The organism is Streptomyces sp. TRM49041 (assembly GCF_008271805.1).
Classification (GTDB): domain Bacteria; phylum Actinomycetota; class Actinomycetes; order Streptomycetales; family Streptomycetaceae; genus Streptomyces.
In genome coordinates, this window is sequence record NZ_VSRY01000152.1 from 113658 (window position 1) to 127689 (window position 14032).

At 70.5% G+C, this 14032-nt stretch carries 14 protein-coding genes; 11 read left to right on the forward strand and 3 right to left on the reverse strand.

Annotation, left to right across the window (positions count from 1 at the left end; translation table 11 throughout):
* The first annotated feature begins 326 nt into the window (after window positions 1-326).
* From FVS66_RS23545 to era, 9 genes are all read left to right on the forward strand, one after another.
* Window positions 327-1376 carry an adenosine deaminase gene (locus tag FVS66_RS23545; RefSeq protein ID WP_149183183.1) on the forward strand — a complete coding sequence of 350 codons (1050 nt, stop codon included), beginning with the start codon at window positions 327-329 and terminating at the stop codon, window positions 1374-1376.
* A gap of 183 nt (window positions 1377-1559) precedes the next feature.
* Window positions 1560-2663, forward strand: coding sequence for a PfkB family carbohydrate kinase (locus FVS66_RS23550; RefSeq protein WP_149183421.1), 1104 nt, complete (start codon window positions 1560-1562; stop codon window positions 2661-2663).
* Window positions 2664-2781: 118 nt separating this feature from the next.
* Complete coding sequence (locus FVS66_RS23555; protein WP_149183184.1) at window positions 2782-3777, forward strand: PhoH family protein; 996 nt, start codon at window positions 2782-2784, stop codon at window positions 3775-3777.
* A gap of 13 nt (window positions 3778-3790) precedes the next feature.
* Window positions 3791-4288: an rRNA maturation RNase YbeY gene (gene ybeY, locus FVS66_RS23560; RefSeq protein ID WP_149183185.1), complete on the forward strand. Its 498-nt coding sequence runs from the start codon at window positions 3791-3793 to the stop codon at window positions 4286-4288.
* Window positions 4285-5580: a hemolysin family protein gene (locus tag FVS66_RS23565; protein ID WP_149183186.1), complete on the forward strand. Its 1296-nt coding sequence runs from the start codon at window positions 4285-4287 to the stop codon at window positions 5578-5580. Before ybeY ends, FVS66_RS23565 begins: the two co-directional genes overlap by 4 nt.
* A gap of 5 nt (window positions 5581-5585) precedes the next feature.
* Complete coding sequence (locus FVS66_RS23570) at window positions 5586-5942, forward strand: MmcQ/YjbR family DNA-binding protein (RefSeq protein WP_149183422.1); 357 nt, start codon at window positions 5586-5588, stop codon at window positions 5940-5942.
* A gap of 105 nt (window positions 5943-6047) precedes the next feature.
* Window positions 6048-6794, forward strand: coding sequence for a hypothetical protein (locus tag FVS66_RS23575; RefSeq protein WP_149183187.1), 747 nt, complete (start codon window positions 6048-6050; stop codon window positions 6792-6794).
* 58 nt (window positions 6795-6852) lie between these two features.
* The gene (locus FVS66_RS23580; RefSeq protein WP_149183188.1) at window positions 6853-7209 is read left to right on the forward strand and encodes a cytidine deaminase; all 357 of its coding nucleotides are present in this window, start codon (window positions 6853-6855) and stop codon (window positions 7207-7209) included.
* A 59-nt stretch (window positions 7210-7268) separates the two neighbouring features.
* Window positions 7269-8219, forward strand: a complete 951-nt coding sequence (gene era, locus FVS66_RS23585) for a GTPase Era (RefSeq protein WP_149183189.1) — start codon at window positions 7269-7271, stop codon at window positions 8217-8219.
* 87 nt (window positions 8220-8306) lie between these two features.
* Here era and FVS66_RS23590 read toward each other — a convergent pair whose 3' ends face one another.
* Window positions 8307-8573 carry a protealysin inhibitor emfourin gene (locus FVS66_RS23590; RefSeq protein ID WP_187645663.1) on the reverse strand — a complete coding sequence of 89 codons (267 nt, stop codon included), beginning with the start codon at window positions 8571-8573 and terminating at the stop codon, window positions 8307-8309.
* Window positions 8574-8582: 9 nt separating this feature from the next.
* Window positions 8583-9659 carry a M4 family metallopeptidase gene (locus FVS66_RS23595; RefSeq protein ID WP_149183190.1) on the reverse strand — a complete coding sequence of 359 codons (1077 nt, stop codon included), beginning with the start codon at window positions 9657-9659 and terminating at the stop codon, window positions 8583-8585.
* Between the two features lie 292 nt (window positions 9660-9951).
* On the opposite strand from FVS66_RS23595, the gene leuA reads away from it, so the two are divergent.
* Both leuA and FVS66_RS23605 read left to right on the forward strand, forming a co-directional pair.
* A complete protein-coding gene (leuA, locus tag FVS66_RS23600) occupies window positions 9952-11721 on the forward strand; it encodes a 2-isopropylmalate synthase (RefSeq protein WP_149183191.1) in 1770 nt (589 codons plus the stop codon).
* 161 nt (window positions 11722-11882) lie between these two features.
* Window positions 11883-12587 (forward strand): TerB family tellurite resistance protein, encoded by a 705-nt coding sequence (locus FVS66_RS23605; protein WP_149183192.1) that lies wholly within the window; start codon window positions 11883-11885, stop codon window positions 12585-12587.
* Window positions 12588-12659: 72 nt separating this feature from the next.
* Here FVS66_RS23605 and FVS66_RS23610 read toward each other — a convergent pair whose 3' ends face one another.
* A complete protein-coding gene (locus FVS66_RS23610; RefSeq protein WP_149183193.1) occupies window positions 12660-14030 on the reverse strand; it encodes an FAD-dependent oxidoreductase in 1371 nt (456 codons plus the stop codon).
* Window positions 14031-14032: the final 2 nt, after the last annotated feature.

Here is a 14032-nt window from a genome sequence, read left to right on the forward strand (position 1 = left end):
GACGCGAACGCCTACAAGGAGAGGAACACCGTTGAGCGCCTGGTCAACAAGCTCAAGGCGTGGCGAGGCATTGCCACCCGATACGACAAGACCTCAGACAGCCGACCCGCAGTCCAAGCGCCGCGGTAGCGGCGGCCATGGCGACGAACGGGGCCTTCGTCGTTGGTGCATTTTCCAAGCCATGAGACGATTGATCAAGACCGAGACCACAGGCACTGCAATGGCAGTTGCACTCGCGCCACGGAAGAAGATCCACCGGCCCAGGTCTCGCCACGAGGGCGAATCGACACATTGATCACGGCCCGATACGCGTCCCAGGGGCACCGATGCACCTCTCCGAAGACTTCCCCGAAGATCTCCCCGCAGGTCTCCCCAAGGCCGAACTCCACCTGCACATCGAGGGCACACTCGAACCCGAGTCGGCCTTCGCGCTCGCCGCCCGCAACGGCGTCGAGCTGCCCTACGCGGACGCCGAGGAACTCCGCGAGGCATACCGGTTCGGCGACCTCCAGTCGTTCCTCGACCTGTACTACGCGCTCATGGCCGTGCTGCGGACCGCGGACGACTTCACGGAGCTCGCCGACGCCTACCTCGCCCGCGCCGCCGCCCAGGGCGTCCGGCACGCCGAGATCTTCTTCGACCCGCAGGCCCACACCGCGCGCGGCGTGCCCGTCGGCACGGTGATCGAGGGCCTGGCCGGGGCGCTGGACCGCAGCGAGGAACGGCACGGTGTCACCACGCAGCTGATCATGTGCTTCCTGCGGGACCGGCCCGCCGAGTCGGCGATGGAGACGCTGGACGCGGCGAAGCCCTGTCTGCACCACATCGTGGGCATCGGCCTGGACTCGGCCGAGGCCGGCCACCCGCCGGCCGCGTTCCGCGAGGTGTACGCGGAGGCCGAGGCGCTCGGCCTGCGGAAGGTCGCCCACGCCGGGGAGGAGGGCCCGCCCTCGTACATCCGCGAGGCGCTGGACGTCCTCGGCGTCGAGCGGGTCGACCACGGGCTGCGCGCCATGGAGGACCCGGAGCTGGTGGAACGGCTGGTACGGGAGCGGGTGCCGCTCACGGTGTGCCCGCTGTCCAACGTCCGGCTGCGCGCCGTCGACGCCCTGGCGGACCACCCCCTGAAGGCGATGATGGAGGCCGGTCTGCTCGTCACCGTCAACTCCGACGACCCGGCGTACTTCGGCGGATACGCGGGGGACAACTTCCGCGCGGTCCGCGAGGCTCTCGGCCTGGACGACCACCACCTGCGGGAACTGGCCCGCAACTCCTTCCGCGCGGCCTTCCTCGACCACGACGAGGCCCGCAGGGCCCGCTACCTCGCGGAGGTCGACGCACACACCTCCGGCCGGGCGGGCGGCCCGTCCCGCTGAGCAGCCCGGCTCCACGGCCGTTCCGGCGTGCGACCACCGCGCACGCCCCGGTCCGTGCGCCGGGGCGCCGTTGGGGCGTACGGGCAGGCGTGGTGATCGCGGGGCGTGGGTGGTGCGGATCGGGCAGACTGGCGGAGTCCGCACCGCGCGACCGGGGAGCCCGCCGTGACCACACCCGACCCCATCGGAGGACAACCGCGCCGGCACAGCGCCGGGGTGGACCCGCTCGGCACACTCCGTACCCCCACGGACCCGGAGTGCGACGTGTTCCTGACCGGCACGGTGTTCCTCGACATCATCTTCACCGGCCTCGACAGCGCCCCCGTGCGCGGTACCGAGACCTGGGCGCGCGGGATGGGCTCCAGCCCCGGGGGCGTGGCCAACATGGCGATCGCGCTCGCCCGCCTCGGGCTGCGGACCTCGCTCGCCGCCGCCTTCGGCGACGACCACTACGGCGAGTACTGCTGGGACGCGCTCGAACAGGGCGAGGGCATCGACCTGTCCAGGTCGCGCACCGTGCCCGGCTGGCACTCGCCGGTGACCGTCTCCATGGCGTACGACAACGAGCGGGCGATGGTGTCGCACGGCCACGAGGCCCCGCCCCCGGAGGGCTCTCTCCCCGCCTGTCCGCCCCGCACGCGTGCCGCCGTCGCCTCCCTCGTACCCGGGCGTACGGAGGATTGGGTGGCCGAGGCGGCCCGGCAGTCCACGCGGATCTTCGCCGATGTCGGGTGGGACGAGACCGGCCGCTGGGACCTCGGCGCCCTGGCCGACCTGGAGCACTGCGAGGCGTTCCTCCCGAACGCGGAGGAGGCCATGCGCTACACCCGCACCAGCTGCCCCCGCGCCGCGGCCCGCGCCCTCGCCGACCGGGTGCCGCTCGCGGTCGTCACGCTCGGCGCGGACGGCGCGTACGCCGTGGACGGCGCGACCGGCGAGACCGCCGAGGTACCCGCCATCGCCGTCGCCGCGCTGGACCCCACGGGCGCCGGGGATGTGTTCGTGGCCGGGTTCCTGACCGGCACGCTCGCCGGGTGGCCGCTCGCCGACCGCCTGGCCTTCGCCGGACTGACCGCCGCGCTCTCGGTGCAGGAGTTCGGCGGGTCGCTCTCCGCACCCGGCTGGGTCGAGGTCGCCGCATGGTGGCAGTACGTGCAGAGCTGCTCCGACCAGGACCCGGCAGCCCTGCGCCGGTACGGATTCCTGGACGCCCTGCTGCCCGCCCCGACCCGGCCGTGGCCGCTCCGGCGTGCCGTGCCGACCATCGGGTTCCGCCGGTCCGCCTGAGGGGCGGTGGAAAAGCCTTCTGGGTTGTCATCCGTACGTCGTAGGCTGGACAGTCCAGAGGTTGTCGAGCGGCGAGAACCCTGCAACAGGAGGTATGCGCAGGCCACAGAGCCGGCCCATGACTCAGACACCCACAGACCAGGTACGAGCCCACTTCACCGTACCCGCGAAGCATCCGATGGTGACCGTGCTCGGCTCGGGTGACGCCCTGCTCCGCGTGATCGAGCGGGCTTTCCCCGGAGCCGACATCCACGTCCGGGGCAACGAGATCAGCGCGGTGGGCGAGGCGGCGGAAGTCGCCCTCATCCAGCGTCTCTTCGACGAGATGATGCTGGTGCTGCGCACCGGGCAGCCCATGACGGAGGACGCGGTGGAACGCTCGATCGCCATGCTCAAGGAGGAGACCGGGGGAGCGGCCGTCGAGACGCCGTCCGAGGTCCTCACCCAGAACATCCTCTCCAGCCGCGGGCGCACGATCCGTCCCAAGACCCTCAACCAGAAGCGGTACGTCGACGCGATCGACAAGCACACGATCGTCTTCGGCATCGGCCCCGCCGGTACCGGCAAGACGTATCTGGCCATGGCCAAGGCGGTCCAGGCCCTGCAGTCCAAGCAGGTCAACCGGATCATCCTGACCCGGCCGGCCGTCGAGGCGGGGGAGCGGCTCGGCTTCCTGCCGGGCACGCTCTACGAGAAGATCGACCCGTATCTGCGGCCGCTGTACGACGCGCTGCACGACATGCTCGACCCCGACTCGATCCCCCGCCTGATGGCGGCGGGCACGATCGAGGTCGCACCGCTGGCGTACATGCGAGGCCGGACGCTCAACGACGCGTTCATCATCCTTGACGAGGCGCAGAACACGAACCCCGAGCAGATGAAGATGTTCCTGACCCGGCTCGGCTTCGACTCGAAGATCGTCATCACCGGTGACGTGACGCAGGTCGACCTGCCGAACGGCACCAGGAGCGGTCTGCGCCAGGTGCAGGACATCCTGGACGGCGTCCCGGACGTCCACTTCTCGCGGCTCACGTCGCACGACGTCGTACGGCACAAGCTCGTCGGCCGTATTGTCGACGCGTACGAGAAGTACGACACCCAGAACGGGAAGTAGACAGAACAGCACCATGTCGATCGACGTCAACAACGAGTCCGGTACCGAGGTCGACGAGCAGGCGATCCTCGACGTCGCCCGCTACGCGCTCACGCGGATGCGCATCCACCCCCTCTCCGAGCTCTCGGTCATCGTGGTGGACGCCGAGGCGATGGAGCAGCTGCACATCCAGTGGATGGACCTGCCGGGCCCGACGGATGTCATGTCCTTCCCGATGGACGAGCTGCGCCCGCCGTCGAAGGACGACGAGGAGCCCCCGCAGGGGCTCCTCGGGGACATCGTGCTCTGTCCCGAGGTCGCCGAGAGGCAGGGCCGCGAGGCCCCGACGGAGCACTCCATGGACGAGGAGCTCCAGCTCCTCACCGTCCACGGAGTGCTGCACCTCCTCGGGTACGACCATGAGGAGCCCGACGAGAAGGCCGAGATGTTCGGACTCCAGGCGGCGATCGTCGACGGCTGGCGGGCGGAGAAGGGCCTCACCGGCCCGTCCCCCGCGCCGACCGTCTCATGACCGGCCAACTCGTCCTGGGCGCGGTCGCGCTGGTCGTCGTCGCGTGGCTCGCGGCGTGTGCGGAGGCGGGCATCGCCCGGGTCTCCAGCTTCCGCGCCGCCGAGGCGCTACGGTCCGGGCGGCGCGGCGCCGTCAGACTCGTCCAGGTCGCCTCCGACCCCACCCGGTACCTGAACGTGGCGCTGCTGGTGCGGGTCGCCTGCGAGATGGCCGCCGGGGTGCTCGTCACCTACGTCTGCCTGGAGGAGTTCGAGGAGACGTGGAGCGCCCTGGTCGTCGCGATCGGCGTGATGGTGCTCGTCTCGTACGTCGCCGTCGGCGTCTCGCCCCGCACCATCGGCCGCCAGCACCCGCTGAACACCGCCACGGCCGCCGCCTACGCACTGCTGCCGCTGGCCCGCGTCATGGGCCCCGTCCCCCAGCTGCTCATCCTCATCGGTAACGCGCTCACGCCCGGCAAGGGCTTCCGCAAGGGCCCGTTCGCCTCCGAGGCCGAGCTGCGCGCCATGGTCGACCTGGCCGAGCAGGAGTCCCTCATCGAGGACGAGGAGCGCCGTATGGTGCACTCCGTCTTCGAGCTGGGCGACACCCTGGTCCGCGAGGTGATGGTGCCGCGTACGGACCTGGTGTCGATCGAGCGGTTCAAGACCGTCCGGCAGGCGCTGACGCTGGCCCTCCGCTCCGGTTTCTCGCGCATCCCCGTGACCGGGGAGAACGAGGACGACGTCGTCGGCATCGTCTATCTGAAGGACCTGGTCCGCAAGACGCACATCAACCGGGAGGCGGAGGCCGACCTGGTCTCCACCGCCATGCGGGCCGCGACGTTCGTCCCGGACACCAAGAACGCCGGCGACCTGCTGCGTGAGATGCAGCAGGAGCGCAACCACTGCGCGGTCGTGATCGACGAGTACGGAGGCACGGCCGGCATCGTCACCATCGAGGACATCCTGGAGGAGATCGTCGGCGAGATCACCGACGAGTACGACCGGGAGCTGCCGCCCGTGGAGGAGCTCGGCGACGGCCGCTACCGGGTGACCGCCCGCCTCGACATCGGCGACCTGGGCGAACTCTTCGGGCTCGACGCGTACGACGACGAGGACGTCGAGACGGTCGGCGGACTCCTCGCCAAGGCGCTCGGCCGCGTGCCGATCGCGGGGGCGACGGCGGTGGTCGACCTGCCGGACGGGCGGGCACTGCGGCTGACGGCCGAGTCCCCGGCCGGCCGCCGCAACAAGATCGTCACGGTGCTCGCGGAGCCGGTACCCGTGAAGCCCGAGGACGAGGCGGCGTGAAGGCGATGAACCCCGAGCGGCTGAGGGCGTTCTGCCTGGAGTTCAACGCGGCGGTGGAGGACTTCCCGTTCGGCCCGGAGACCTCTGTCTTCAAGGTCGCCGGGAAGATGTTCGCCCTCAGCGCGCTCGACGGGCGCCCCCTGACGGTCAACCTCAAATGCGAGCCGGAGATCGCCGTCCGGCTGCGCGCCGAACACCCGGGACTGATCGTTCCCGGCTACCACATGAACAAGCGGCACTGGAACACCGTCACGGTCACCGGCCTCCCCGAGGCGCTGGTCCGCGAACTCGTCGAGGACTCCTACGACCTGGTGGTCGCCGGACTGCCCAAGGCGGAGCGGCTACGGCTGGACCGGCCGTAGAAAGCGCTGTCGACGTCACCGGGTATCCTCGGCGCGACCACTCAGGTCGGGGAGGGGGGAACTGAACTCCCCACGTTTCCTTTCTTCATGGGGAGTCGTACGTTCATGAGAATTCGTATGCGTCGTGGCGCGGCCGTCGCGCTCACCGTGTCCGCGCTGGTCTTCACCGCCGCCTGCGGTGGCTCGGCCGAGGACAAGTCCGCGGGCGCCAAGCAGAAGACCGGTGAGAGCGGCAGCGCCGAGCAGAAGCCCGAGGAGAAGCCGGCCGCGGGCCCGCTGACCGCGGCACAGATGAAGGCCGGCATCCTGGAGGTCTCCGACCTGCCGTCCGGCTGGAAGGTGAAGAGGGTCCCCGACTCCAACGACGTGGCGAAGGCGGACAAGGCCAAGTGCCAGCCGCTCGCCACGCTGCTGTCCGACAAGGTCGAGGGCGCGACGGAAGGCGCAGACGTCGAGTTCAGCAAGGGGGTGGGCTCCGGGGAGTCCGCCATGCTCGCCCAGCAGATCTTCACGTACGACGACACGGCCTCCGCCACGGACTTCCTGAAGAGCATCGCGACCGCCGTCGACGCATGCCCGACCTTCACGTTCACGCAGGACGGCGACAAGGTCGAGATGAAGGCGGAGAAGCTGACCGTCGCGCAGGTGGGCGAGGAGTCCGTCGGTCTGCGGCTGACCCTCGACATCCCGGAACTCAACGCGAAGGTGGAGTCCGACCTGCTGATCGCACGCCAGGCCACGGGTGTGATGCGGCTCGCCTACGTCCCGATGGCCGAGAAGCCGGACCACGCCCCCTTCGACGACCTGGCCAAGCGGGGCGGCGACAAGTTCGTCAAGGGCGCGCAGAGCTGACCCTCTGAACGCCCGGGGCGGCCGGGGGAGACCCCGGCCGCCGACCTATGCTCGGGTCATGACGCAGAGCACCGACCTCGCCCCCGAGGACCGCAAGATCATCACGCTGGCGCGCAGCGCCCGGGCCCGCAACGGCGTGCCGGAGGGCGCGGCGGTACGGGACGAGACCGGCCGTACATACGTCGCCGGGACCGTCGCCCTGGAGTCGCTGAAGCTCAGCGCCCTGCAGACCGCCGTGGCGATGGCCGTGGCCAGCGGCGCGAAGTCGCTGGAGGCGGCGGCGGTCGTCTCGGAGGCGGAGGCCGTCGGCGACGCGGACCGCGCCGCCGTCCGCGACCTGGGCGGAGCCGGCACACCGGTCCTGCTGGCGGGGCCTGACGCGGTGCTGCGCGCCACGGTACCTGCGGGCAGCTGACGGCCTCTTGAGGCCGCCTCGCCCCTGTGCGGTTCGTGGGGGTCCGTGGATCAGGGAGAATGGCCCCCATGAGCGTTCGTACACCTGAAACCGAAGCGACCCACCGGTCGGGCTTCGCCTGCTTCGTCGGCCGGCCCAACGCGGGCAAGTCCACCCTCACGAACGCTCTGGTCGGACAGAAGGTGGCCATCACCTCCAACCGTCCCCAGACCACCCGGCACACCGTGCGGGGCATCGTGCACCGGCCGGACGCGCAGCTCGTGCTGGTCGACACGCCGGGGCTGCACAAGCCGCGCACGCTGCTCGGCGAGCGGCTGAACGACGTCGTACGGACGACGTGGGCAGAGGTCGACGTGATCGGCTTCTGTCTGCCCGCCGACCAGAAGGTGGGGCCGGGTGACCGGTTCATCGCCAAGGAGCTGGCGGGGATCAAGAAGACCCCGAAGGTCGCGATCGTCACCAAGACGGACCTCGTCGACTCCAAGACGCTCGCCGAGCAGCTCATCGCGATCGACCAGCTCGGCAAGGAGCTGGGCCTGGAGTGGGCCGAGATCGTCCCGGTGTCGGCCGTGGGCGACAAGCAGGTGCAGCTGGTAGCCGACCTGCTGGTCCCGCTGCTTCCGGAGGGCCCGCCGCTCTATCCCGAGGGCGATCTGACGGACGAGCCCGAGCAGGTCATGGTGGCCGAGCTGATCCGCGAGGCCGCGCTCGAAGGCGTACGGGACGAGCTGCCGCACTCCATCGCGGTGGTCGTCGAGGAGATGCTGCCGCGCGAGGACCGCCCGGCGGACCGGCCGCTGCTGGACATCCACGCCAACGTCTACATCGAGCGCCCCAGCCAGAAGGGCATCATCATCGGCCCCAAGGGCAAGCGCCTGAAGGAGGTCGGCATCAAGTCCCGCAAGCACATCGAGGCCCTGCTGGGCACGCCGGTCTTCCTGGATCTCCATGTGAAGGTCGCCAAGGACTGGCAGCGCGACCCGAAGCAGCTGCGCAAGCTCGGGTTCTGAGGGCGGCGCGCCGAAGCCCCCTCACGCGCGCGCCGAAGCCCCCTCACGCGCGCGCCGAAGCCCCCTCACGCGCGCGCCGAAGCCCCCTCACGCGCCCTCCCGCAGCACCCGGGAGATCAGCTCCCGCTGCGCCGCAGTCAGGTGCGGTTCCGCGCAGTACGCCGTCCGGCCGTCGATCGTGATCTCGTAACTGAAGCCGTCCGGCACCCCCACCGGGGGTGCCACCCCGGCCTCGGCCAGGGCCGTCTCCGCCAGGCTGTGCCATGTGCCGGCGTCGGGCCGGGCGGAGGTGTCCACCTCCGCCCGGCGCTCGATGCCCGCGAAGCCGCCTGTGCGCCGCACCTCGATCCGCATGGACACCGTCTACCCCCTGGTCGGCACCCCCACCGTCGACCACGCCTTGAGCACCGCCTCGTCCTCCGCGCCGCCCTCGCCGTACCGCTCGCGCGCCGCCGCGACCGTCAGCCGGGCGAACGCGGCGAAGTCGGCTGTCTCCTTGAGTCTGCCGCCCGTCAGCACGTCGTACCAGATCTGTCCGGCGCGCTCCCAGGCGTGCCCGCCCAGCGCCGTGGCCAGCAGGTAGAAGGCGTGGTTGGGGATGCCCGAGTTGATGTGCACCCCGCCGTTGTCTCGGGCCGTCTCGACGTAGTCGTCCATCGTCGCCGGCTGCGGGTCCTTGCCGAGGACGTCGTCGTCGTACGCCGTCCCGGGCGCCTTCATGGAACGCAGCGCCGTGCCCTCCACCTGGTCCGACAGCAGTCCCGCGCCGATCAGCCAGTCGGCCTGCCCGGCGGTCTGGCGCAGGGCGTACTGCTTGACGAGCGACCCGAAGACGTCGGACATGGACTCGTTCAGCGCGCCTGGCTGGCTGAAGTACGCCAGGTTCGCCGCGTACTGCGTGACGCCGTGGGCCAGCTCGTGGCCGATCACGTCCACCGGGATCGTGAAGTCCAGGAAGATCTCGCCGTCCCCGTCGCCGAACACCATCCGCTCGCCGTTCCAGAAGGCGTTGCCGTAGTCCCGGTCGTAGTGGACGGTCGCGTCCAGCGGCAGCCCGCATCCGTCGACGGAGTCGTGGCCGTAGACGTCAAGGAAGAGGTCGAAGGTCGCGCCGAGGCCGGCGTAGGCGCGGTTGACGGTCGCGTCCCGGGTGGGCTCGTCGCCCTCGCCGCGGACCTTCTTGCCGGGCAGCCGGGTGGTCTGCTCTGCGTCGAAGACCGTACGGCGTGGCTCGCCCGTCGCCGCCGGCACGCCGCGGACGGCGGGACGGACGCCCGTGACCGTGGTCAGGCGGCGGGCGGTCCGGTTCGCCTCGTCCGCGACGAGGGTGCGGCGCGCCGCCTCGGCGATCGCGGGGTTCTCGGCCTGGGCCAGCCTGTCGAGGAGGTGGGGCGGGACGATCGTGCAGTACACGGAGGAAGGGCAGGAGAGTGCGGTCATGCTTCGCAATGTGGCACTGAGTCACCCCGGTGTCACTGGAAGCGACAGAGATTGATGAAAAGGAGTGATAGGTCACTGTTTGCCTGTTACCGGCGAGAATCCCGCATACTGATACGGCACCTCCGCCTCCGCTGTCACTGGGCTACGCTGCTTCGCATCATGCGTTTCGGGCTGCTTCTCCTTAGCTGCCGCGGCGAGGGCCTGTAGTCGTAGGCCGACCCCCTCCCCGCGGAGTCTGGTGCTGCTTCGAAAAGTCGGCCGTCCCGTTGTCGGACCCGAGGAGCCCTACGCAATGTCCCAGCCCGCCGCCCATCCCGTCGGCCGCCGCACCCCCGTGACCAACGCGACGCACCTGCAGAAGCCGTCCGGGATGCCCATCCACAAGTACGGCCCGTACGAGGCCGTCGACATCCCGGACCGCACCTGGCCCGACCGGCGGATCACCAAGGCGCCGCGGTGGCTGTCGACCGACCTGCGGGACGGTAACCAGGCGCTGATCGACCCGATGTCCCCGGCCCGCAAGCGCGAGATGTTCGACCTGCTGGTGCGCATGGGCTACAAGGAGATCGAGGTCGGCTTCCCGGCCTCCGGCGAGACGGACTTCGCGTTCGTCCGCTCGATCATCGAGGACGGCGCGATCCCCGAGGACGTGACGATCTCCGTACTGACCCAGGCCCGTGAGGACCTGATCGAGCGGACCGTCGAGTCGCTGCGCGGTGCGCGCCGGGCGACGGTGCACATGTACAACGCGACGGCGCCGGTCTTCCGCCGGGTGGTCTTCCGCGGCTCCAAGGACGACATCAAGCAGATCGCCGTGGACGGCACGCGTCTGGTGATGGAGTACGCGGACAAGATCCTGGGCGACGAGACGGTCTTCGGCTACCAGTACAGCCCGGAGATCTTCACGGACACGGAGCTGGACTTCGCGCTGGAGGTCTGCGAGGGCGTCATGGACGTCTGGCAGCCCGAGGAGGGCCGCGAGATCATCCTGAACCTGCCGGCGACGGTGGAGCGTTCGACGCCGTCCACGCACGCGGACCGGTTCGAGTGGATGTCGCGGAACCTGTCGCGGCGCGAGTTCGTGTGCCTGTCGGTCCATCCGCACAACGACCGGGGTACGGCGGTGGCGGCGGCCGAGCTGGCGGTCATGGCCGGTGCGGACCGTATCGAGGGCTGTCTGTTCGGGCAGGGTGAGCGCACGGGCAATGTCGACCTGGTCACGCTGGGTATGAACCTGTTCAGCCAGGGCGTGGACCCGCAGATCGACTTCTCGCAGATCGACGAGATCCGCCGTACGTCGGAGTACTGCAACCAGATGGAGGTCCACCCGCGGCACCCGTACGCGGGCGATCTGGTCTACACGGCGTTCTCGGGTTCGCACCAGGACGCGATCAAGAAGGGCTTCGACGCGCTGGAGGCGGACGCGGCGGCGCAGGGCAGGACGGTCGACGAGATCGAGTGGGCCGTGCCGTACCTGCCGATCGACCCCAAGGACGTGGGCCGTTCCTACGAGGCGGTCATCCGGGTCAACTCGCAGTCTGGCAAGGGCGGTATCGCGTACGTCCTGAAGAACGACCACAAGCTGGACCTGCCGCGGCGGATGCAGATCGAGTTCTCGAAGATCATCCAGGCGAAGACGGACGCCGAGGGCGGCGAGGTCACGCCGGGGGCGATCTGGTCGGTGTTCCAGGACGAGTACCTGCCCAACCCGGGCAACGCGTGGGGGCGTATCCAGCTGCGTTCCGGCCAGACCACCACCGACAAGGACGGCACTGACACGCTGACCGTCGAGGCGGTCGTGGACGGCGTCGACACCGTGCTGACCGGTTCGGGCAACGGTCCCATCTCCGCGTTCGTCGACGCGCTGGCCCGGGTCGGGGTGGACGCGCGCGTGCTGGACTACCAGGAGCACACGATGAGCGAGGGCGCTTCCGCGCAGGCCGCCTCGTACATCGAGTGCGCCATCGACGGCAAGGTGCTGTGGGGCATCGGCATCGACGCCAACACCACCCGCGCCTCGCTGAAGGCGGTCATCTCGGCGGTCAACCGCTCCGCGCGCTGACCCGCCTCCGCTCCGGCGGGCCCGATCCCCGCCCACCCGCTGTGGGCGGGGATCGGCCATGTCCGTGGCGTTCTCCCGATGGGGTGCTGACGCCACATCATGGATGTGGCTAACATCACGTCAACGTCGGCAAAGGTGGCCGAGGCGTCTGGAGGTGCGAGGTGCAGCCAGCACGGGGATCACGCGGATCACGTGGCCGGAAACTCCGCATTTGTTCCGTTCATACCTCGTGGCACACCGTCGGCGACGGCGAGTTCTTCTGCCCCAGCTGCGGCGGCGACCGCAATTACCGGCGTCGCACAGGCCGTCGCCGGTTCACTCTTCTCGGTGTTCCTCTGCTGTCGCGCGGCGCCGCCGGGCCCGTCGTCGAATGCGCCGCCTGCCGCGACCGGTTCGGTACCGACGTCCTCGACCACCCGACCACCGCCCGGTTCTCCGCGATGCTCCGCGACGCGGTGCACACCGTCGCCCTCGCCGTACTCGCCGCCGGCGGCACCTCGTCCCACACGGTCGTACGGACGGCTGTCTCCGCCGTACGGGCCGCCGGGTACGCCGACTGCACCGCCGACAGCCTCACCAGCCTCATCGAGGCGCTCGCCGCCGACACCGGCAGGTTCCTCACCGACGCCGACGGGCCCTGCGGCGCCGCCCTCGCCATCGAGCTGCACGAGGCGCTCGAACCGCTCGCGCCCCACCTGGCGCCGGCCGGGCGCGAGTCGATCCTCCTGCAGGGCGCCCGGATCGCCCTCGCCGACGGCGCGTACATCCCGGCCGAGCGTGAGGTGCTCACCACCGTGGGCAACGCCCTGCTGCTCCGGCCCGACGACACGGCCCGCCTCATGGAAGCGGCGCGCGCCCCGTTCTGAGCCCCCGGCTTCCGGGGTCCAGGACGGGGCACGCGCCGCTTCCGCGGTCGGCGGTCGGCCGCCGCCGGGGCGTCAGACCTCGACGCCGCTCGCCCGCAGCATCTCCTCGCGCTCCACGATCTTCACGCGCTCCCGGCCCTCGGCCTCGCCGCGCGCCCGCTCCGCGGCGTCCAGCCGGTACCAGCCGTCCCAGGTGGTGTACGCGACGCCCCTGCCCTCCAGGAACTCCACCACGGCGTCCTCGCCCGGCGCGTCCGGCGTGTGCAGCCGGCCCTCGCGGTGGTCCTCCAGCAGGTTGGCGACCGTCTCGTTCGCATCGCCCTTGGTGTGGCCGATCAGGCCGATCGGACCTCGCCGGATCCAGCCCGTCACATACGTCGACGGGACGTGCTCGCCGCCCTGCTGCACCACGCGGCCGCCCTCGTCCGGGACGGTGCCGGAGTCGGCGTCCCACGGCAGCTTGGGCAGCTCCTCGGAGAGGTAGCCGACCGCGCGGTAGACCGCCTGGACGTCCCAGGAGGTGAACTCGCCGGTGCCCTTCACATTGCCAGTGCCGTCCAGCTCCGTGCGCTCGGTGCGCAGGCCGACGACCTTGCCGTCCTCGCCGACGATCTCGGAGGGCGACTCGAAGAAGTGCAGGAACAGCTTGTGCGGGCGGTCGCCGACGTCGCGGATCGCCCAGTTCTCCAGGGTCTTGGCGACCATGTCGACCTGCTTGTTGGAGCGCCGGGCGTCGATCGAGCCCTGGTCGTAGTCGATGTCCTCGGGGTTGACGATGACCTCGATGCTCGGCGAGTGGTCCAGCTCGCGCAGCTCCATGGGGCTGAACTTCGCCTGCGCGGGGCCGCGCCGCCCGAAGACATGGATCTCCAGGGCCTTGTTGGCCTTCAGGCCCGCGTGCACATTCGGCGGGATCTCCGTCGGCAGCAGCTCGTCGGCGGTCTTCGCGAGGATGCGCGCCACGTCGAGAGCCACGTTGCCGACGCCCAGCACCGCGACCTTCTCGGCCTCCAGCGGCCAGGTGCGCGGCACGTCGGGGTGGCCGTCGTACCAGGAGACGAAGTCGGCGGCGCCGTACGAGCCTTCGAGCTCCACGCCCGGGATGTTCAGCGCCCGGTCGGCGTCCGCGCCCGTCGAGAAGATCACCGCGTCGTAGAAGGCGCGCAGGTCGTCCAGGGTGATGTCGGACGGGTAGTCGACGTTGCCGAAGAGGCGGATCTGCGGCTTGTCCAGCACCTGGTGGAGGGCCGTGACGATGCCCTTGATGCGCGGGTGGTCCGGGGCGACGCCGTACCGGATGAGCCCGAACGGCGCCGGCATTCGCTCGAACAGGTCGATGGAGACACCCGGGTCGGCGGCGGCCTCGGACTTCAGGAGCGCGTCGGCGGCGTAGATGCCGGCCGGGCCGGCACCGACGATCGCGACCCGCAGGGGGCGGGGCATGG